The organism is Lysinibacillus zambalensis (assembly GCF_040183165.1).
Lineage (GTDB): Bacteria > Bacillota > Bacilli > Bacillales_A > Planococcaceae > Lysinibacillus > Lysinibacillus zambalensis.
In genome coordinates this window covers 1-22,807 of sequence record NZ_JBEGDG010000022.1, presented here as the reverse complement: position 1 = coordinate 22,807, position 22,807 = coordinate 1, and the positions used below count along the sequence as shown (strand labels likewise).

At 38.1% G+C, this 22,807-nt stretch carries 14 protein-coding genes; 3 read left to right on the top strand and 11 right to left on the bottom strand.

Annotation, left to right across the window (positions count from 1 at the left end):
- Positions 1 to 263: 263 nt before the first annotated feature.
- From ABNX05_RS21240 to ABNX05_RS21225, 4 genes are all read right to left on the bottom strand, one after another.
- The gene (locus ABNX05_RS21240; protein ID WP_349661540.1) at positions 264 to 1,133 is read right to left on the bottom strand and encodes a GNAT family N-acetyltransferase; all 870 of its coding nucleotides are present in this window, start codon (positions 1,131 to 1,133) and stop codon (positions 264 to 266) included.
- Positions 1,134 to 1,600: 467 nt separating this feature from the next.
- Positions 1,601 to 3,433, bottom strand: coding sequence for an ABC transporter ATP-binding protein (locus tag ABNX05_RS21235; RefSeq protein WP_349661539.1), 1,833 nt, complete (start codon positions 3,431 to 3,433; stop codon positions 1,601 to 1,603).
- Positions 3,433 to 5,154, bottom strand: coding sequence for an ABC transporter ATP-binding protein (locus tag ABNX05_RS21230; RefSeq protein WP_349661538.1), 1,722 nt, complete (start codon positions 5,152 to 5,154; stop codon positions 3,433 to 3,435). The genes ABNX05_RS21235 and ABNX05_RS21230 overlap by 1 nt, the downstream gene beginning before the upstream one ends.
- A 197-nt stretch (positions 5,155 to 5,351) precedes the next feature.
- Positions 5,352 to 5,594, bottom strand: coding sequence for a hypothetical protein (locus ABNX05_RS21225; protein WP_349661537.1), 243 nt, complete (start codon positions 5,592 to 5,594; stop codon positions 5,352 to 5,354).
- Between the two features lie 296 nt (positions 5,595 to 5,890).
- Here ABNX05_RS21225 and ABNX05_RS21220 point away from each other — a divergent pair, with 296 nt between their 5' ends.
- Entirely contained in the window at positions 5,891 to 7,912 is a 2,022-nt protein-coding gene (locus ABNX05_RS21220) for an EAL domain-containing protein (protein WP_349661536.1), read from the top strand.
- Between the two features lie 92 nt (positions 7,913 to 8,004).
- Here ABNX05_RS21220 and ABNX05_RS21215 read toward each other — a convergent pair whose 3' ends face one another.
- Positions 8,005 to 8,472 (bottom strand): threonine/serine exporter family protein, encoded by a 468-nt coding sequence (locus ABNX05_RS21215; protein WP_349661535.1) that lies wholly within the window; start codon positions 8,470 to 8,472, stop codon positions 8,005 to 8,007.
- 12 nt (positions 8,473 to 8,484) lie between these two features.
- Positions 8,485 to 9,237 (bottom strand): threonine/serine exporter family protein, encoded by a 753-nt coding sequence (locus ABNX05_RS21210; RefSeq protein ID WP_349661534.1) that lies wholly within the window; start codon positions 9,235 to 9,237, stop codon positions 8,485 to 8,487.
- Between the two features lie 368 nt (positions 9,238 to 9,605).
- Between ABNX05_RS21210 and ABNX05_RS21205 the strand changes: the two genes are divergently transcribed.
- Complete coding sequence (locus ABNX05_RS21205) at positions 9,606 to 11,018, top strand: polysaccharide deacetylase family protein (RefSeq protein WP_349661533.1); 1,413 nt, start codon at positions 9,606 to 9,608, stop codon at positions 11,016 to 11,018.
- Positions 11,019 to 11,496: 478 nt separating this feature from the next.
- On the opposite strand, the gene ABNX05_RS21200 is transcribed toward ABNX05_RS21205, so the two are convergent.
- From ABNX05_RS21200 to ABNX05_RS21180, 5 genes are all read right to left on the bottom strand, one after another.
- Positions 11,497 to 13,590: a beta-propeller domain-containing protein gene (locus ABNX05_RS21200; RefSeq protein WP_349661532.1), complete on the bottom strand. Its 2,094-nt coding sequence runs from the start codon at positions 13,588 to 13,590 to the stop codon at positions 11,497 to 11,499.
- Between the two features lie 133 nt (positions 13,591 to 13,723).
- Positions 13,724 to 16,954, bottom strand: a complete 3,231-nt coding sequence (locus tag ABNX05_RS21195; RefSeq protein ID WP_349661531.1) for a collagenase — start codon at positions 16,952 to 16,954, stop codon at positions 13,724 to 13,726.
- 267 nt (positions 16,955 to 17,221) lie between these two features.
- Positions 17,222 to 18,415, bottom strand: coding sequence for an acyl-CoA dehydrogenase family protein (locus ABNX05_RS21190; RefSeq protein WP_349661530.1), 1,194 nt, complete (start codon positions 18,413 to 18,415; stop codon positions 17,222 to 17,224).
- Positions 18,416 to 18,425: 10 nt separating this feature from the next.
- Positions 18,426 to 19,598, bottom strand: a complete 1,173-nt coding sequence (locus ABNX05_RS21185) for a saccharopine dehydrogenase family protein (RefSeq protein WP_349661529.1) — start codon at positions 19,596 to 19,598, stop codon at positions 18,426 to 18,428.
- Between the two features lie 26 nt (positions 19,599 to 19,624).
- The gene (locus ABNX05_RS21180) at positions 19,625 to 21,103 is read right to left on the bottom strand and encodes an aldehyde dehydrogenase family protein (protein ID WP_349661528.1); all 1,479 of its coding nucleotides are present in this window, start codon (positions 21,101 to 21,103) and stop codon (positions 19,625 to 19,627) included.
- A 410-nt stretch (positions 21,104 to 21,513) separates the two neighbouring features.
- Here ABNX05_RS21180 and ABNX05_RS21175 point away from each other — a divergent pair, with 410 nt between their 5' ends.
- Complete coding sequence (locus tag ABNX05_RS21175) at positions 21,514 to 22,314, top strand: TIGR00266 family protein (protein WP_349661527.1); 801 nt, start codon at positions 21,514 to 21,516, stop codon at positions 22,312 to 22,314.
- The last annotated feature ends 493 nt before the right edge of the window (positions 22,315 to 22,807 follow it).

Genomic DNA, 22,807 nt, shown 5'->3' with positions numbered 1-22,807 from the left:
AAAACCTCCCAGAAAAGAATACAAATCAACTTTTGTTCACTTTTGAGCAAAAATTGATAAACTGTTTATTTGCATAATTATGGAATTATTTTCAACCTTATATTATGGGGTCAAATGATATTTCCTTCCTTTGAAAGAAAGCTTTTATGTAGTTCGACTATTCTCCATCTGAAAATTCTCCGCTTTCTTATCTCAAGTGTTTGAACTTCATATAAACACAAAAAAGTGAGGAGCGATGCTTAAAGCACACTCCTCACTTTCACTTATTGTTTTACAAAATAGTCTATTTGCTGAGCCTTCATAAAACCGGCCTTCTCATAAACAGAAAGCGCCTTTCTATTGTCAATCTCTACATCCAGCATGACGCATTTCGCACCAATTTTGCACGCATAATCTTTGGAAAACGAAAGCATTGCAGTACCTATCCCTTGCCCCTCACAAGTTGGATGCACTGCCAATGCTGTTACCCATTGAATTTCATTTTCCTGGGCAGTTGTCACGGTTCCAACAACTTTTCCGTCTTTACGTGCTACCCATAGTTTTCTGCCAGTCGTTGACGTATTAAAAGCGATGAGCTCTTCAGACTCTTCAGGTAGATCTCCAAACGCCGCACTATAAATAGCAATCAGCTCTGCCTGTTCATCTGTATAAGGAATAATTTCGATATCATCCTTTAATTCTACTGACTCTGCTTTTGTTTCTAAAGTGGCTTCTGAAAAGCTATATGTAAAGCCCTTATTTTCAATAAACGTATGTCCAAAAGGTGAGCCATCGATCACTACCGCCAATTGCCCCTCTGCCCCACGCTCCTCGAGGCCTGCCTGTAAGACATCTACTAAAGCAGTTCCAATTCCTTTTTGACGGTACGTAGGTGTTACAACTAAAGACCATTCATAAGTATGAAGCCCCATTAAATCTATTGCACTAGCTGCACCCACTAAGACATCTTTGTCATCTTCATAAGCAAGTACCATAAAGCCCTTCGTTTCAAAGGAACTCGCCATAGGCAAACCCATAGCCGTTTCATAGACGCGATAGTCATTTGTAGTCGCTTCTTCACACAATAATTTTAATTCATTTAATGTTTCCCCATCTAACGGAAAAGACACTGTCATCACTGAAATATTCATCATTTACTCCGTTCTTGTATCAAACTATCGCCCTATTGTAGCAAGAAAGAAAATAGTCTTGCAACAAAATAAATTTGACACTTCTAATTATTAACAATTCTTTTCAAATTTAGTGAAATTAAAAAGTTACTATGATTATTGACGGTTATAATGACTGAAAGTTACTATAATCACGTGTGTGTTTGTACACACCCCATTTATCTGAAGATCCGATTTCCACTGCGAATGGATGTCTAGTCGCTCCCTTACCTAAGCAAAATATCATCAATAAATCCTCTATTATTCAATAATAAGCCTCTATTTTCCATTTCGTCATTATCCATAATTATACTATTTTTATAAATAAATTACATTTAAAATTTAAAATGCTATGCTATATTCCAACTAAAAAAAGAGCAATCCCAAAAATTTCGGAATTACTCTTACTTATGTTTGAGGAATGAAATTTATACATACATCTTTCGTTCACCCTACTCTTCAAGATGATGGGACGAAGATTGTAGCATCTGCGCATAAATGCCACCGGATTCCATTAATTCCTGTTGAGAGCCCGCCTCAACTAACTCACCTTTGTGCATTACAAGTACCATGTCGGCATTGTGCACAGTATTCAAACGGTGAGCTATCACAAAGCTTGTGCGTCCCTGCATTAACAGATCGAGAGCCTCTTGAATCGCAAGCTCCGTAACGGTATCAATACTACTTGTCGCCTCATCCAATAATAAAACTTTCGGGTCTGCAATTAATGCTCGTGCAATGGACAATAATTGCTTTTGGCCTTGCGAAATACCACTGCCATCTGCGGCAAGTATTGTGTCATAGCCATCCTTTAGCGACATGATAAATTCATGGGCGTTTGCACGCTTTGCTGCTTCCTCGATCTCCTCATCACTAGCATCTAATCGACCATAACGAATATTTTCACGTACAGTTGCCTCAAACAAAAACGGATCCTGCAACACAAAGGCCATTTGTGAGCGCAATGCTTGTCGTTCTATTTGCTGTACGTTGACACCATCAAATAAAACCTCGCCCTTTGATACTTCATAAAATCTAGCAATCAGCTGCAAAATCGTTGTTTTGCCTGCTCCGGTTGCTCCAACAAGAGCGACCGTTTGACCGGGCTCCACATTAAAATGAATGTCCTTTAATGTGTAAGCTTCCTCTTTTTGTTCATATTTAAAATACACATGCTGAAAGCTTACCTGTCCTTCTAGCTTATGCTTTTGCGCTGAAGCTGCCTCCTCTTCAGGCATTTCATCCAGTAGCGCAAATACACGCTCTGCACCAGCAATTGCTGATAAAACAGTATTAAATTGATTGGCTAAATCATTTAACGGTCGTGTGAATTGCCTTGCGTATTCAGTAAAAATAACAATGACGCCGATGGACACATGCCCATAAAGAGCAAGTAAACCGCCAATACCAGCCACAATTGTAAAACTCATATTGTTTAAAAAGTTCATGACCTTCGGAATATAGCCAGAGTATGTTTGTGCCCAAAAGCCTGTTCTTTTTAATCGTACACTTTTTTCACGAAACTCCTCTTTCATTCGTTCTTCTTGTGAAAAAGCTTTCACAATTCTCTGGCCCGAAATCGTTTCTTCAATCATGCCATTCAAAGCTCCAATAGCCGCCTGCTGTTCCTTAAATAATGGTGCTGTTCTCCGTGTGATCCAACGCATCGCCAAAAACATAACTGGTATAATCGTCATCGTTAATACCGTTAGTAAGGGGCTTAAACTTAGCATGATGATGACTGTTCCCGTCAGTGTTAATACACTCGAAAACACTTGGATAAAGGAGCTATTTAATGTGGAGCTAACAGCTTCAATATCATTCGTCATTCGACTCATTAATTCTCCATGCTGACGACGATCGAAAAAGGCAATCGGCAGTTTTTGAAAATGCTCAAATACACTCGTCCTTAATCTATAGATGGTTTGTTGGGCAATACCAATCATCCAATAGTTTTGCAAAAATAACGATACGGCTAATAAAGCATAAATGCCGATTAACAGCAGTATCCCCTTCTCTAGTCCTGCAGGCTCTCCATGCGTTACGTACATGTCAATCATTTTACCGATTACATACGGCCCAAGAAGAGCCAACATGGAACTCACAAAAACAAGTAACAGTACGATCAGTAGTAGTACGCGTTGTTCATCAACTATTTTCCATAAACGTAGTAGCGTACTTTTCCAATTTGTCGCACGAGGTCCCTTCTTTTTCTTAACCGTTTGCTTCACATCATCCTTCGTCAAAATCGGCTCATAGCCAAAAGGTTTTTGGATAAATCCCATTATTCCTCCACCTCCTGTTGAGAGATTGCGATTTTTTTATAGAGCGCTGACGTTTGCAGAAGCTCTTCATGCGTCCCGTATGCGACTACTTTTCCTGCATCGATGAGTAAAATACGATGTGCACCTTTCGCTGTGCGAATTTTTTGAGTGACGACTAACATTGTTGCTTGTTCTTCACTTAACGCCTCCCATAATGCCTGCTCCGTTTTCACATCAAGCGCACTTGTACTATCATCAAGCATCAATATATGTCCTTTTCTTAATAACGCTCTTGCAATCGATAATCTTTGTTTTTGACCACCCGAAAGATTGACACCCTTCTGACCGACTCTTGTCTCGTACCCATTCGGGAAATCTTCCACAGAAGCATGGATTTGTGCTTGCATGGTCGCGTGTAGCACTGCATCCATGTCAGCCTCTGCATCGCCCCAACGAACATTATCAGCAATGCTTCCTGTAAATAATAAAGACTGTTGCGGAACATAGCCGATCGTTTCGCGCAGCTCTTGTAAATCCCATTGCTGTACATCTTTCCCCTCAACTACGATTTTACCTTCTGTCGCATCATAGAAACGTGGGATAAGCTGTAATAGCGTTGATTTCCCTGAACCGGTTGCCCCCATAATGGCCAGCTTTTCACCCGATTTCACTCGGAAGCTTACATCGGAAAGTACAGGTGCGTCTCCCCCAGGATACGTAAAGCTTACATGCTCAAACGCTAATTCTCCGAAGTTCAAATCATTCGTTGTTTTCTCTGAAGTTGATGGTAGTTCAATCTCATTTTCAGTCGAAAGGACTTCTGCCATGCGCTCTGCTGAAGCTTTTGCACGCGCATAAAAAATAATAATAAAGGCAAACATCGAAAACGAGCCTGTCATACGCATGGCATAATTGACAATGGCCACTACATCTCCAAGTGGTGTTGTACCAGAAGCTATTTGTTTTGTCCCAAACCACAGCACCGCGAGTAAACTCATATTCATGATGAATAACAATACAGGCATAATATACTCCATTGTGCGTAGAGCTTTTACAGTATCTATTTTTAATCGGGAGGCAACTTCATCAAAACGAGAGGCTTCATAGGCACCACGTAAATAAGCTTTCACCAATCGAATAGCCTGTAAATTTTCCTGTAGTACCCGATTCAAACGATCTACTCTCTTTTGCACACGTCCAAAATAAGACACACCTTTTGCCACCATTACAATAAGAAAAATGAAAATAATCGGTGCGCCAATCACTAGAAATAATGCTAGTTTAGCGTTTACAACAAAAGCCATAATGATGCTGCCAATAACGGCAAGTGGTGCACGAAGCATAATACGTAAACTCATAAACAGCACCGTCTGAACTTGCGTCACATCATTCGTTAACCTTGTTATAAGAGAAGCCGTTGAAAATTTTTGATAAGTAGCTAATGTAAAGGATTGTATTTTTTCAAACAGCGCATTTCGTAAATCATAGGAGAAACTCTGTGCTGTATGCGATGAAAAATAGGAATTTACGACACCAGCTATAAATGCAACGAAAGATAAGGCCAGTAACACAATTCCCCATTGCCAAATCATCCCTTGATTTTGAGCTTGTACTCCATCATCTATGATTTTCGCCATAACCAATGGCTGCGCGAGCTCCACAAATAATTCCAACAGCATTAAACTAAACGCGATGAATGCTGTCCATTTATAAGGCTTTACATAGGAAAAAACTTCTTTCATATTCTTCCCCCTTCTTCTCTATAAGGGAGTTCCATAAATGAGCAAGGAACTACCATACTGTATTTTTTGCTTTCCCTTCACCTATAGAAAGCCATGTTACACTCAATTGTCTAGGATACAACGTGTAGAAGGTAAACGTGAGACTAGTAGCTCAAGTCCAAGGTGAAACTGATCGGATCTATCAAAGAACTGCTACCTTACCAGAATAAGACTTTGCTACTAACTAACAAAACGGTAATTGAAGCATTCGTTAGTAGGAGGAACAGACCTATCAACGTATCCATAATCCCTATTACTTGATATTTTGGTGACCATTTCTTTAAACTAAGAGAGACATAAGCAATGACAACTACAAGTACCAAAAATTGTAACAATGTAGCGAAACAGCAATACTTCCGTTGGTTGTAGCCAAATGCCGAAACATCTTTTCTAGTTAACAATTACTATGTAAATAATATAATACCTGTAACCGATAAAACATAAAAAAGGCCCACCGCTACCTATAACATGCACTAGAGCCAATAAATACTATCTCTTTTAAATGCCACACACATTACTCACTCCCTATATATATACTAAAAAATGTTATTTATCTTCAAATCTTTCCATGTTTTTCGCTAAAAAAGTCCCTATATTTTTTATTATCAAATATTTACAATCATATTCATAATGACTAATTCCTGATAATTAACTATAATAATAGTATATATAGATTACTCAAGGAGATCGAATAATCATGAGTCATATGCATAAATTATTTACCATTGATGAACATTATTTAAATTCACTTCCTTTTCCTGCAATTGTCCTGAATCAAGATGGACAAATTATTCATTTGGGAAAGCTTACTGAACAGCTATTTGGTTTTTCAGCTACTACTGTTAAAGAACATACCGCTTCATTCATTCACGAAAATTTACTACATCAACTTTCATTAGAAAAGTTTCAAACCATTTTACAAAATGATGACAGTACGTATATCAATCAAATTCAACTGAAAACGTATACAAACGAAGAAATTAACTCAGCGCTTCTAGCTAAACCATTTATTGAACAAGGAGAGCGTTTCATCCTTATGATGTTTATGCTACCAGAATTAATGATTAATTCTGTCTCAAACTGCGGTACTCTCGCAAAATTAAAACAAGGTTTAGACTCTACGTTTATGACAGTAGTACTAGATCATGATGGGTTCATTTTAGAATGTAATGCTGAATTTCTAAAAACGAGTCAGTGGACACCAAAACGTGTAATTGGTAAAACGTTCTGGCAACTGTTCCCTGATAATAAAGAAAGTGAAAAGATTACAACTACCATTTGGCGTAATTTAAACAATGGCCAAACGTGGCAAGGCGAAATCGAAAAAGTTACAAAAACTGGCCAATCTTATTGGGTACTACTCACAGCTATCCCAACATTTGATATCGAAACAAATGAACAACAATTTTTATTGATCGAAAAGGATATCACGAAGTCTAAGTCCATCCAACATCAGCTTGAAAAAATTGCTTATATCGATACTGAAACAGGTCTTATGAATGCACATCGTCTCGAAAAAGTGATTTCCAACATGATTGAGGATGAAAGAAACTTCTCTTTCGTCTATTTAAGTATTGATAAATTTTATACATTAAAAGAATTACATGATCAGCAAATTGATCCAAGTCTTATTGTAGAGTTTACAAATCGTATAAAAATGTACTTCCAAGATAGCACAATGGCACGTATTAACGAAAATGATTTTGTCGTGATTACACCATTAAGTGAATGGTTCATTCAAGGCTTCCTGTCTTACTTACAACAACATCCAATTTATAACAGTAATGTAGCTGTCCCTATTTCTATTAGTGGCGGGATTACACGTTATCCAGAGGATCAAACTACATTCTCCCAACTAATGAAAGCATCTATTGCTACTATTACAACTGTCCGTGAGGCCGGTGGCGATAAAATCGTCTCCCTATCAAAAGCAACACATAAAGCATTAAATCGTAAAGCTTTAATTGAAAAACGTTTACTTCAGGCTCTTGACCAAAAAAACCTAAAAGTCCTCTATCAGCCGCAAATTGATGTTACTTCTGGTAAAATCACAGCTGTAGAAGCATTAGTTCGTTGGGAAGATGAAGTAATAGGCGTTGTCTCACCAGATGAGCTTATTCCAATTGCGGAGGAAACAGGTCTTATTAATAACATCGGTTCCTTTATGCTAGAAAAAGCTTGTGAACAGGCACTCATCTGGAAAAAAGCTGGTCTTAATTTAAAAGTATCTATTAACTCTTCTGTACGCGAATTCCGTGATAAAAACATGGCAAAATCAGTTCTTGACACGTTAGCGAAAACTGGCTGTCCAGCGAACCTTATTCAAATCGAAATTACCGAAAAATTTGCCCTCGAAGCAGAAGCTGCTAGCTTTATTACACAGCAAATGCGTAAGCTTGAAAATGAAGGAATCGCCTTTATTCTAGATGATTTCGGTACCGGATATGGCTCATTTAGATATATGCAAATTCTACCAATTGATACGTTAAAAATCGATAAAACATTTACAAGCTCTCTATTAAAATCTGAGAAAACCCAAAAGCTTATGAACGGTATGGTGCAACTCGGAAAATCTATGGAACTTAAAGTTGTCGCAGAAGGTGTCGAAACAGCTGAACAAGCAGATCTTTTGATTTCTTATGGCTGTGATGCGATTCAAGGTTACTATATTAGTAAGCCAATTCATGCTGAGGAAATTGAAGCATTATTCGTAAAATAGTTAATTTAAAAAGGAGGTTACGTGTAAAACGTAACCTCCTTCTTTTTATTTGTTATATCTAGCATGCTGTTCCTTACATTTGATGTAAAGCCTTATTTCTTATAGACCTTTTTGAATGTCGCCTTACTAGTACGGACAGAACGGAAAATAAGCTGTATCAGCACCTCTGCAAATACAAGTCCAATCACGATGGCACCTGTAATTAAAAATGCCTTAAATCCATACTGTAGCCCTTGTATATAATCAGCTTCTACAACATTTCTCATTGCATTATAAGCCATGCCTCCCGGAACTAACGGAATAATCCCACCGACAATAAAAATAATCATTGGCATTTTGAAGCGCCGAGCATACAAATGGGAAACGATTGCAATGACGAAAGCGCTAAAGAATGAGGCATTTACTACATCCATTCCATGCTCTGTTAGGACGAAGTAAATCATCCAGCCTACTACCCCAACAAAACCACAATAAATGAGGTTTTTTCTAGGAACATTAAAAATAACTCCGATACCCGCTGTCGCAAAAAAGCTAAGAATCAACTGTATGATATAATCCATGTCGACTGCCTCCTAAAACGATAGAGTGACGGCAATAGCTGCACCGATTGCAAAAGCTGTTAAAAAGGCTTCTACACCCTTCGCCATCCCTGACATAAAATGACCTGCTATTAAATCTCGAACTGCATTCGTAATCAAAATACCTGGTACTAGTGGCATAACGGAACTAATAACAATTTTATCTATTTCCGTACCATGGCCATATTTCACTGAAAAGACAGCAATCGTTCCTACTACTAATGAAGCTGTAAATTCTGCGAAAAATTTCACTTTTGTTAAGTCATTTATCAATAAAAGCACTAGGAAGCCTACCCCCCCTGCCAAACAGGCAAAAAGGAAATCAGACCATCCCCCCTTAAACATTATAAGGAAACAACCACTCGCAAGAGCCGCTGATATGACTTGAATATATGTGGGTAAAAAATAATTTGTTTTTTGTATCGACTTTAGCTCGTCATAAGCTTCTTCTAATGTTATCATGTGAGATGTGAGTCTCCGAGATACTGAATTTACCAAGGCTATTTTTTGTAAATCTGTTACCCTGTTGGAAATCGATGTAATTCTCGTTGGCTGTGTCTTGCCTAACGAAAAAATGATCCCTGTGGGTGTGGTATAACATTGCGCATCTAGCATGTTCTGAGAATGTGCCATACGTAGCATTGTATCCTCCACACGATATGTTTCTGCACCACTTTCAATCATAATTCGCCCCGCAAGCAATAAGCAGTCAATCGTAAATTCATTATCCACTTCATGTAAAACCATTACAGTTAACTACCTCCCTCAATTATGCCTCGGCATAATTGCGTCCAGAATCGGCTTTGTGCGATTCCGTGACATCCGCCGGAGGCTTTAACTTCTTTCAACCGGTGTTTGGCACCTGTTGAAAAAAGTTAAGGTTCCTTGCCAATAGTATCGAACTGCAAATAAAAACTCAACTAAAATTTCAACTATTAACACAAAAGTATTTTAGCTTTCATATGATGAAAACGATAAGCTAATGAGTCATTTATTCATGAGGATTGATTCCCACAAATTAATAGCAAAACTTCGTAGATTCGTATAACTTTTTCAACGACTAACACGTCTGATTGTATAGAAAAATAAATAAGGAAAGGAGCGTATCCATCAAAATGCCGGAACGCAGAAAAAAACGCGGCCCAATGATTGATTTCCTATTAATTGGCCTCATCATTTCATTAACGACTATTATTTTAGTCATTATCCTATCAAAGGATGACTTTAAGTTTCAAAAAATCAGTGCCTCAAAAGAGACAGAGACAAATTCAGATTCAATAACGAGTAACCTATCCACTGAAAGCTCTGCGTTTCCAGGTATACGTATTGTAACCGATGTTTCAAATGATAAGCGAACTCCTTTTGCTATTCACTATCCAGAAACAGATAATAAAGCTTTTAATGAAGCTGTACTACAGTACATAACAGATTCAAAAGAAAACTATCTGTCATCTATGAAAAAAAATAAAGATAAAGAGGCCATGGGAGAGCTAAATATTAGTTTGAATACTTTCCCATACCAGAAGCACTACTATTCCTTTGTGCTAACAAAAACGTTGTATACAGGTGGAGCCAATCCCGATATTTCAACAAAAACATTCTTTATCAATCATGAAACTGGTAAATTAATTTCCATTGAAACATTGTTAAATAACGACGAAAACAACTTATCTGCATTAGCTACTTATGTACGTAAGGACTTACAACAAAATCCTAAATTAAAGGAAGAGCTTTTCAAGGATGATGTAATCAAGTCAACTGAACCGAAGTGGTCTAACTTCCATCGCTTCGCTATCGTTGATAATTCGTTACAATTCTATTTTGATGAGTATGAGATTGCTAGTGGAGCAGCTGGCCCACAAACTGTGAAGCTTCCCCTTTCACTAATCAATCCGTTGTTAGCATCTGAATTCCAGATTGCTATGGAAAAACCGACGAAGCCAGTTAATGTAGGTGATCCAAACAAAAAACGTATTGCCTTAACTTTTGATGATGGTCCACATCCAAAGGTTACTGAACAGATTTTAAATACGCTCGATAAATATAATGCAAAAGCTACCTTCTTTATGCTTGGTAGTCGCGTACAATATTACCCTGATATCGCAAGAGATGTACTTGCAAGGGGACATGAAATCGGTAATCATTCATGGGACCATCCTGTATTAACAAAACTGTCTCTAGAGCAGGCAGTGAATCAATATACATCTACATTTGGGGAAATTGAGAAGGCCATTAATCACAAGCCAACTGTATTTAGACCACCGTATGGCGCAACGAACGATACGATTAACGCTCAAATTCCAATTCCTGTTGTTTTATGGTCAATCGATACATTAGACTGGAAGCATCGCAATGCGCAACAGCTTCTACCTCATGTTAAAAATAATTTACACAATAACGCCATTGTCTTAATGCATGATATTCATCAATCGACTGCCGACGGTCTTGATGCCGTACTTGCTTATTTACAAGGGCAAGGCTATGAATTCGTGACAGTATCGGAAATTCTTCCATACCGCCAAAAATAATTAAAGAAAAAGTCCAATGAACTCAAGGTTTATTGGACTTTTTTGTGTTGAAAAACTTAATTTCAATAAAAAGTGAGGCTCTTTGGCAAAACGAGGGGTTAATTTCGGGCTACTCGCTTTGTTGCTGACGCTTCGCTTTCGCACAGAGCAAAACTTCCTGGGGGCGAGCTGTAGAAGGTGGATGTCGATAAAAATTAAAAGTTAGTTGATAAAACATGAAAGTTGGTCGATAAACTTTCAAAGTTGGGTGAAAACTCCTGAAAATGTCCCAATCAAACTAAAGTCTCGAACCGAAGCGCCAGCGACAAATGTTTTCTGCGCGAAAGCGAAGCGCCTAGCCGGAATGTTTATATGAATACATCGAAGATTTATCGGAACAAAATCTCATTTTATCGGAACAATTTCAGTTTTTTCTACTAGTTTTTCAACAACATGAAAAGTCCAATAAACTCACCTTAAGTTTATTGGACTCTTTTCATTATTTAATTGTTAATGTATCAAGCGGTTTGAAGTCTTTTAGTTGGTAACTCTTTACTTCATTGCGAGCTACTGTGTAAAGCGCGTCGTCTATATAGACTACTCGCTGTACAAGCTGCTCCCAGTTTTCATATGGATCGCCCTTACTTTTATTAATGATATTTCCTTTAAGATCGATGCCTTTATCTGCAGTGATTTCATAGATTTGTGCGCCTTGACCTTTGTAGACAATTTCATCGCCCTTTCCTGCATCATACAGGACAACTGGGAAACCAAAGTAATTGTATTCCTTGTTGCGGAATAACGCTTTAGGGTTGTATTGAACATCGGAGTACGAGCCTTTGCCACCGATTTTTACGGTTGATTGTTCCTTTGGATGTTTGAAATCTGAGACATCAAATAATGACATTTTCATATTTGTTGTCACCGTAAAATTACGTTTCGTATAGGCATCATAGCGTTGCTCCGTATCATAACCAATGCCGATTAAATGGGTATCGTCTAATGGGTGTAAATAGTTACTAAAGCCTGGAATTTTTAGCTCTCCTAGCACAGTTGGCTTTTTCGGGTTTGCTACATCAATTACAAACAGTGGATCCACTTGCTTGAATGTTACGACATATGCTTTTTCGCTTATAAAGCGTGCAGAATACACTTTTTCACCAGGAGCTAAATCTTTTACAGCACCGAGCTGCTGTAATTTATTATCTAAAATAAATAGGTGATTTTTTGATATTTGTTGTTCATCCCATGCATTTCCTTCCGTTGTAACGATACGGAAATTACCTTTATATTCATCCATCGAGTATTGATTTAACACGGATCCTTTTACTTCCGTAGTACCTACAAAATTCATGTCAGTTCCATCAACATTCCATTTAAAAACTTGGGTATTCGTTGTTCTTGGCATCCAGATTCTATCCATAAGGATGCCAGCAGCAGGCACGATATTTCCGTCATAAATAGGTGTTGTTAAATAAAGTGCATTCTCCGACATATAAAGTCCACTACTACCACCTAAGTATCCTTTCGTATTCGCCGTTTTCTGAGCACCATTTTTTAAGTCCAACGCTGTCATTAAGCTATATGTTCCATCCATTGTATTTGGTAAAATAGAAATTTTCTCTAGAGGTAAACTTTTATATTCTTTTCCTTCTACACTATCATATGTTTTCGGTTTTAAATCTGGCGCTTTTTCCTCTCTAAGCATCCAATAATTCGGATGCATATTACCGATTAAATATAATGTGTCATTTGTAATTCGAATATCTTGTAAATACCCCTCTTGCCCCACTTCACGTATAAGCTTTGGATTTTTTGGATTTGAAATATCATATAAAGAGGCTTTCGTCATGCTCGTGCCTATTTTTTCTAAATATTCATCGCTGATTGCTATTAATAAATGGTCGTATACTGCTAGCTTCGAAATATATTGAGTTTCCTTCATCTTGATCGTTGTTGCTAGCTTTAAATTTTTCGGATCTTTAGCATCCACTACCGTAATGTTCTGATCTTTGACAGCGTAAATATAGCCATCTTTGACAACGACTATATCACCCTCCTCCACGCCTTCGACCTGATTATTCGTTGTCGAGGAGTCGTTCGCACTAGATTTCTCATCTTTCGCCGAAACTTCTGTAGTTACTTCATATTCCCGCTCTTTTTTTGAATTAGCTAAAAGTGTTTCAAAATATTGTTGTAGTTCTTTTTCTGATTTGATGGCTTCCAGTTTTTCAATGATGGTGAACGCTATTTCTTGCGATGCTATTTTAGGACCACCTAGTACAAAAGCTTCTTTCTTCACATGTAATTTATAGCTACCGGGTACTAAATCGCTAATGAGAACTGTCTTGTTATCCTCTGCCAATGAGACAGTTGCTGTTACCTTTTGATTTTTGCTATTTGTTACGTAAACATTGTCTTCCGTTATTTTGCTTGCCTTTAGTGCCTTCGTAAAGGATACTTGCCAGCTATGAGTTGTATTACTTTCACTTGCAGTCCGTGCCTCCACTTTTGGGGTCGACATGAGCGTAAAAATTCCTGGCAAAATAGCTAGTAAGAAGATGATTAGCAATGCTAGCCACTTACTTTTCATTATTTTTCCTACCTTTCATAAAGTTGTTTATTATTTAGACTACTTAAGAGCAGAAGAGTTACATTATTCTGAAATTTTTTCTTAATAAAAAACGAGAGGACGTGAATCCCTCTCGTTTTCAAATTAGCTTCTACTATTGTACTGTTACTGAATATGCACCATTTTCATTATCATATTTATAAATGTATAAATAATATTTGCCTGGTTTCGCATTATATTTACCTTCTATACTATTTCCGTCTTCCTGTCCATATGCTACGTAATTTCGCATATCAGACTCATGACAAAGCACCCATGTCATGCCAATTTGATTTTCATTCAGGACAGAAATATCGATTTCTTTTGGAGACGTAACATCGAATGTGTATACATCCGTATGATCATCATCCATCAAGCTACCTTTTAAAGACTTATTAAATGGAATCATATTCGCTTCTTCTGGACGATTATTTGGTTCTAGCTCTGTTTGTGCACTATTTTGTACGTTTACTGTATATGTCCCATTTTCTTTATCAAATTTATAAATATATAAATAATACTTTCCTGGCTCTGCATGAAGTTTGCCTTCTATACTATTTCCATCTTCCTGTCCATATGCTACATAATTTTGCTTATCAGACTCATGATAAAGCACCCATGTCATGCCGATTTGATTTTCATTTAAGACAGAAATATCGATTTCTTCTGGAGACGTAACTTCGAATGTGTATGCATCCGAATCATCATCACCAACCAAATCACCTTTTAGAGGCGTATTAAATGGAATGTTCTTCGCTTCTTCTGGTTGAGGATTCTCTGTTTGTGCGCCTTTCCGTACAGATACAATTGTACGATCTTTACTTTCTATTCCCTTATCATTTTTCACTGTTAATGTCACATTATATGTGCCTTCTTTTTCGTATACATGAGTAGGGTTTGCCTCGTCACTTGTTTTACCATCACCAAAATCCCAAAGGTAAGAAACAATTTCTCCATCCTTATCTTTTGAACCATCACTCTTGAACTGGATTTCTTCATTTTCGACCCCAGCATATGGACCATTGATATTTACAATAGGTGCTTGATGATCTCCTTCATCCGTCGCAACGCCGTGGAAAACAATATCATATTCAAACTGGTTTTCCGCGTTCACACGGTAGTTTACAAAATACGCTGTCACTGTTTTATAGCCGCTCCACTCTTTTTGCGACAGTTTCTCTAGTACTTGGTTCACTTGCTTACTCATCGTTTTCCAATCTTGAGATTCACCTTGTGTTTCACTACCTACATACGTACCTTCGAGTGTAAATGTATTAAAGAATTGGGACTTATGTTTTGTCATTTTTACATCTTTTACGTTAGCAACATCGACAATTTCTTGTTCCACTTCGTTTAACGGTTTTGGTGCATGTTCCATTAAATAATCTTCTGCTACTTGTGGCACCTCGTATTTTTCTTGATTATCAATCAATTGCTGCATATAGGCTTGGTAATCCGCATTCAGTTGCGGATCATTACTTAAAGAGTCACGATACACATCATAATTTTTCACATCGTTCGCACGAATTAAATCTTGAATTCTATCAAATGTATCAAATTGATGAGTATACATATAAGACTGTAGCGCAAATGAGTAATTATAGAAATCACATGATCCATATTTAGCAAACAATGTCTGTTTTGCTGTATAACGTTGTGATGGGTCATCTGATAATCCACTAATAATACTCTTACGTGGAACAACATCATTTGTTCGCGTTGATCCTGCAAAGAATTCTGCATTTCCTTCCTGGAACCATGTTAGTCGCTCATTTTGGTACATATCTCCTCTTCCGAATAAACCAGGAACCTCGAATCTTGCCTGTAAATAATGAGTAAATTCATGGCGGAACAACTCTTCTAAACTATAAATACTTTGCTCTGGCGTACGTTCATATGTAAAGAATGTTCCAGTCTCTTCAATATAAATACCACCATTATTTGTTTCATATCCGTACAATTGACGGTTTAATGAATATTGATCTGGAGAGTTATAAATGACAACTGTTAATATATCGTCAGGGTTGCCTGGTTCTAATGCTTTATCATTTCCAATGACACGGTGATATTGTGCTTTTACTTCTTTTGCAGCCCAGTATAATCTTTGAATTTTGTCTTCTGTTACTTGATCTCCCGTCTTAAATACAATTGATCCATTATCAAATGTATATGTTTTCGGTAAATACTCCTTCTTTCCTTCTTCACGTACTTTTTGTAAATCTACTGTATTTCCATTATTGTCTTTTCCATCATAATTTGTAGTGATTTGTTCTGCTGCCACAAAATAAGCTTCACTTAAATATGGATACATATGCATCGCTTGTGTAACAACTTCTAAACCTTTATTCGGATTGCTATGGAATTTTCCTAAACGCCCTGCATAATAAATGCCATTATTGATTAACCAACCATTGTCATCTGTCATATTATGTAAAAGTGCAATTTTATTCACTTCATTTATGAAACCATCAATCTTTCCATACCATATCGACGTATTAGCTTCTTTACGTTCATCATGCAAATACGACTGCAAGTCAAAATCTATCCCATGCATTAAATCATATATAGCTTGTCCTTTTGAATACTCGCGTTCATATGTAGAAAGATTTTCATTATACTGTTTTAAAATCTTCGTAGCATTTTGAACTGTTTCCGCATCACTAGAAGCATTACCTATTAATTTACCATAGGCGGATACTACTTTATCTTGTTCACCTGTACCAAGTTTAAAGTTCGGATTATTAGCTATTTCTTTTAATGCTGGTAAACACTTATCCTGGAAACTTCTCTCGTTTAAATAACCTAGTTCGTTATTATAAAAGCCTACATAAAAAGCTGAACGCAATAGCTCAACAAATGTTTCAATACCTTTTGAATCATCTTTCGTAAATGAACTTCCTCTTTTCCCTAATTCATCGATGATCACTTGCATACGTTCTTTATTTTGATAAAAAGCTTTTGAGTCCTCATTGAATTGGAATAAGTCTGTAATTTGATTCCAGCGAATATTTCCTAGCGTATCAATTAACTCACTATCGCTCATTTTATTAAGCTCTGCCATTGAGTACTGCTCTTGCAATTGCTTCGTTTCAGCAAGCTTTATAGTTGGAGCTGGTTGATCCGAAAAATCGCCAATTTCCAATCGTTTTTCAAATGACAATGTTTCATCAGCCGTTGTAGAATGTGTAACTTCATCATTCGAAGTCACTATGCCGGCAGGCTTCATTTGTAATACATTATAAGGCGTTTTTTCTGCTGCTGATGCCTCTGCTTGTAACGCTCCGAACGACAGTGCCATTGTACTTACTCCAAGTAACACTTGATTTAGTTTTAATTTTTTCTTCATAACAAATCCTCCTATTGTACTATATTAACAACTCGGTAATACGTTGATTATTTAGAACTATATCACCTTTTTAAAAATACCATATTATGAGAGCAAAGCAACATTAAATGTTATATTATAACAATATTTTCTAGTATAATTTGAACATTAGGACACAATTGGAGCATGAAAATAGGTACGATTGTAACTAAATGGAATATTTTACTTGGACATAAAAAAAGAACCCGAAATTCGGATTCTTTTTTTGTTTAATTTTTAATAAAACACTTACTCTTCAAATGGCCATTTTGGTAGCATTTTCGCTAATGGCTTATCTTGGCGAGTTCCTAATACATAGTCCGCCTGCATAATTGTATGAATCTCCCGCGTGCCTTCATAAATAACAGGTGCTTTCGAATTACGCAAATAACGGGCGACTGGATATTCATCCGAATAACCATATGCTCCATAAATTTGCATGGCATCATCCGCAGCTTTATTGGCAAAATCACAAGCCTGCCACTTTGCTAATGATGTCTCTCGCGTATTACGTACACCTTTGTTTTTTAATTCTCCAACACGATAGACAAGCAAGCGGCTCATTTGATAGCCCGCCTCCATTTTGGCAACCATTTGCCCTACTAGCTGGTGCTCACCGATAGGCTTTCCAAATGTTTCGCGTTCATGACAGTATTTAACACTCGCCTCGAGACACGCTTGAATGAGACCAACAGCGCCAGCAGCTACGGTAAAACGTCCATTATCTAACGCGGACATTGCAATTTTAAAGCCTTCTCCTTCTTCTCCTAGACGATTCTCTACAGGTATACGTAGATTTTCAAAAAAGAGCTCACCAGTGTTACCAGCACGAATACCGTATTTACCTTTAATCGCTTTCGACGTAAAGCCCGCCATAGAACGCTCTACGATAAATGCACTAATGCCATGATGCTTCTTCGATTTATCCGTGTAGGCAAAAACGATAAAATGGTCAGCTATATCACATAAGGAAATCCATGTTTTCTGCCCATTTAATACGTAAAAGTCTCCATCCCTTATAGCGGTCGTAGACATAGCAGCTACATCTGACCCCGCTCCAGGCTCTGTTAAACCGAACGCACCAATCCGAACACCTTTCGCCTGCGGAATAAGATATCGCTGTTTTTGAACCTCTGTTCCCCATTGCATTAAGGTCATACTATTCAGGCCTGTATGAACGGAAACAGCTGTACGAAATGCTGTATCTCCACGTTCAAGCTCTTCACAAACGATGGCGAGTGCATTGTAATCCATACCACTGCCACCGTATTGTTCTGGGACACAAACGCCCATTAAGCCAAGCTCAGCTAGTCTTAACCAAATCTTCGGATCGAAGCCACCTTCAGCATCCCACTTCGCAATATATGGAAGTATTTCATCATCCACAAACTTCCGTACTGTTTTACGTAACATTTCCTGCTCAGTGGTAAATTCGAAATTCATGACCGAGCACCTACCATTTCACGATCATTGCAGACGTATGAGACGTTTCTTTAATAACTACACCACGTTTAGCCATTTCTTCAATATAAATGTCGCCCGGTACAATTGATTCAGGTGCAAATACACCGCGCTCTGTAATTTTATTTTCTCCAATCATTTGAGCAACGACAGAAATTGTATTGGCTGTTGAGCGAGCCATAGCTGTTTCATTAATCGTCATATCTTTAGTTACGACCATTTCGTACTCATACGTCACTTGTTGCTGTGCCTTTTCACCCGCTACAATAACACGCAATAGCACGGCATCTGGTTTTGTACCAAGCTCAAGTTTCTTTTTAAGCGCTTCACGAACAACTGGACGTACAGAAACCTCTTGATTTTCTACCTCTACCTTATTGCTAGCATCGAGGAATCCTAAATCTGCTAATAGCTTAAATTTCTCTGCATGGCCTTTATAACGAATTGTTTTATATTCTAATGTTTGGACATTTGGGAATGTCTTATCCAACGTCGATATACCGCCAGATGTATAAAATGCCTCAAGCACACCAAAATCTTTGAAATAAATAGGTTCAACGCCTGATAATGACGGAACTTCTTGAAGTTTACCTTTTAGAATAACTTTTGATGGCTCCGTATAATGATCAAAGACACCATCTAAAGAAAATACGCGTGTATAGTGAAGAGGTGGCTTCGGCTCTGTAGGAATACCGCCTACAAATAGTTTAATAGATTCAACCTCATCTAATTTCGAAGCACCATAACCCGCTAAAATGTTGACCATACCAGGAGCAACACCCAAATCCGGAATAATAGTTACACCTTTTGCTTTTGCTTCTTCGTCGAGATTTAATATTTTTTCTGTGACGCCGCCAATATGACCACCTAAATCCACAGAATGAACACCCGCCGCGATGGCTGCTCTTGCTACACGCTCATTAAAGGCATAAAACAATGCATTAACGACTACGTCGCCCTTTGAAATAACCTCCATTAACGAGTCATCGCGCTCAGCATGAAGCTCTACAACCTGAATTTTATCTGTGTTTAACGAGTCTACAAAGTCCTGCGCTATTTTTACGTCAATATCCCCTAAAAATACACACTCCACTTTGTTATTTTTTATTAAATCGCGAGCTACCTCTTTACCCATTAAACCTGCACCTAATACAACAACTTTCATCAAGAACATCCCCTTTCATTGATCTGTTATTCTGTATCGATTTGTGCTCTTTGTAATTTCCCGCTATAGTCCACATAAATACTTTTCCACTCTGTATAGACATCTAAGGCAGCTACACCCGAGTCACGGTGACCATTCCCCGTACCCTTTGTCCCACCAAATGGTAAATGGATTTCAGCACCTGTTGTGCCAGCATTCACATAAACAATACCTGTATCTAAATCTCGTTGTGCGCGGAAAATCGTATTCACATCTTGTGAGAAAATTGAACTGGATAAGCCAAATTTTACGCCATTGTTTACTTCGATTGCTTCATCCAAACTTGCTACTTCAATAAGAGAAACGACCGGACCAAAGATTTCTTCCTGTGCAATAATCATGTCAGGCTTCACATTCGTAAATAGTGTAGGCTCATAATAAAACCCTTTGTCATAAGGAGGCTCAGCTAAAATTCTACCTCCAGCTAACAACGTTGCCCCTTCCTGTTTACCGATTTGCACATAGTGATTAATCTTTTCCAATGCAGCTTTATTAATGACAGGTCCGATTTTCACACTTTCATCTAGACCGTCACCAATTGTTAGCTTATGCATTTCGTCTAATAGACGTTTTTCTAGTTCCTCTCTTACATCTTTATGCACGATCACGCGACTACATGCTGTACATCTTTGACCTGCAGTTCCAAATGCACTCCATAGGATTCCTTCAGTCGCTAGTTGTAGATCGGCATCATCCATTACGATGACTGCATTTTTTCCGCCCATCTCTAATGAAATTTTCTTCAGGTGTTTACCACCTAGCTCCGCTACTTTACTTCCTGTTGTTGTAGAGCCAGTAAACGAAATGACCTTAACGCCTGGATGTTCAATTAATGCTGTTCCAACTGTTGGCCCTGTACCGAAGACGATATTTGCTACTCCATCTGGTAAGCCAACCTCTTCAAAAATTTTACCCATTTCATACGCCATCATCGGTGTTTCATTCGACGGCTTCCAAATGAACGTATTGCCAGCAACAATCGCCGGGAACGACTTCCAAGTGGCAATCGCTACAGGGAAATTCCACGGAGTTATTAAAGCTACTACGCCAATAGGTGCCCGTACACTCATGGCAAATTTATTGGCTAGCTCAGACGGTGTTGTCTCCCCGAATAACCGTCGCCCTTCACCAGCCATATAATAGGCCATATCGATTCCTTCCTGTACTTCACCTCTAGCTTCTTCAATAACCTTTCCCATCTCTTTTGTTAAAACGGTCGCTAAATGCTCCTTCTTCTCCTTCATTTTTTGACCGATGGCATATAAATAGTCAGCACGTTTAGGCGCAGGTACTAATGCCCAGCTTCTTTGTGCCTGTTTTGCAACCGCTACCGCTTCATCTACCTCACTTGCCGTAGAACGCGGAATCGTAGCTAGCTGCTCCCCATTTGCAGGATTGGTCACTACTATACTTTGTAAATGGGAATATGTTGCCCATTTACCACCGATATAGTTTTTGATTTCCACTACAAACACCCCCTGAAGTATCTATGTTGCCTCTATATCATCGTTACCAGTCGCATCGCTTTTAGACAGCTGTCATCTATTAATCTCTATGCAGAATCAAATATGTCAAAATTCCGAATCTTCAATATATAACAATCTGTAAAGCATGCTTTTGGTACAATGATATTGGTGACAATCACCAGAGATTTTATTTCCTTTTAGCTACGTTACAAATGAAAATCTTTTGTGATCATTGAAAAAACAATCACAAATTTTCAGCTGAAAGAAAATAAAAAATACTCATACTAGTTTTTTATATTCGACATTTTCTATCTTATTCCTTTTTTTTCTTAAATAAATAATTATTCATTGAAACTTACATAACATATAATCGTATATAATACTAAATTGAATTTTGGAGGAATCCCATAATGAATAATCACGAAATTGACTACAAATTACATGGCGACGATATGCAATATGTGCAAGTCGAGCTTGACCCGCAAGAAACAGTAGTAGCTGAAGCTGGTGCTTTAATGATGATGGATGATGCTATCCATATGGAAACAATCTTTGGCGATGGTTCGAAAGGAAGCCTAGAAAGTGGTCTTATGGGTAAATTATTTGGAGCCGGAAAACGCCTAATTACTGGTGAAAGTTTATTTATGACGACATTTACGAACGTTGGTTCAGGTAAACGTCACGTCTATTTTGCTTCTCCTTACCCAGGTAAGATTATTCCAATGGATTTAAGTCAATTAAACGGGAAAATTATTTGTCAAAAAGATGCTTTTTTAGCTGCTGCAAAAGGAGTTTCAGTTGGCGTTGAATTCCAAAAGAAAATCGGCGTTGGCTTCTTCGGTGGTGAAGGCTTCATTATGCAAAAACTTGAAGGAGACGGCATGGCATTTGTACATGCAGGTGGCGCTATTCACGAAAAGGTTTTACAACATGGCGAAGTATTGCGTGTGGATACAGGCTGTTTAGTAGCCATGACATCTGATGTACAATACGATATCGAAATGGTTGGGGGCGTAAAAACAGCATTGTTCGGTGGTGAAGGTATCTTCTTCGCTACGTTAAAGGGGCCGGGTAAAGTATGGGTTCAATCCTTACCATTTAGCCGATTAGCAAGCCGCGTCTTCGCTGCAGCACCAATTTCACAAGGCGGTGGCGGTCAATCTAAAGGCGAAGGTGGCATCGGCGGTTTATTTGATATGTTTAATAAATAGTAGACGCTATTTAAAAATACAGAAGAAGGAACATTTAAGGAACAAGTCAGCGTTAGCGTAGAATTTTTATAAATTTTATGCAGCGAAGGCTATGGCTACTCACCTTAATTGAAGTGGAGACTGAGCGACTCCTCGGGGATTAGCGTTAGAGGAACGAAGGCTAAAACCATCACGTCCTGTGATAACGCCTTCGTGACCAACATCGTGTCGGCCCAAGCGGCTCACCGGACGCCCCCAGGAAACTCTGCTCTGTGCGAAAGCGTAGCGACAGCAACAGCAAATGTTTTTTCTGCGCGAAAGCGAAGCGTCAGCGGCAAATGTTTTAACTGTGCGAAAGCGTAGCGGCAGCTACAAAGCGCTCAGTCGGAATGGAAATCAACCACTCGTTTTGCAAAGAGCAATACTTAATCAACATGAAAGAGGCTGGGACATAACTAGCTTCAATTAGTGAGAAATCCGAATTTGAATTCATTCAAATTCGGATTTCTCTATT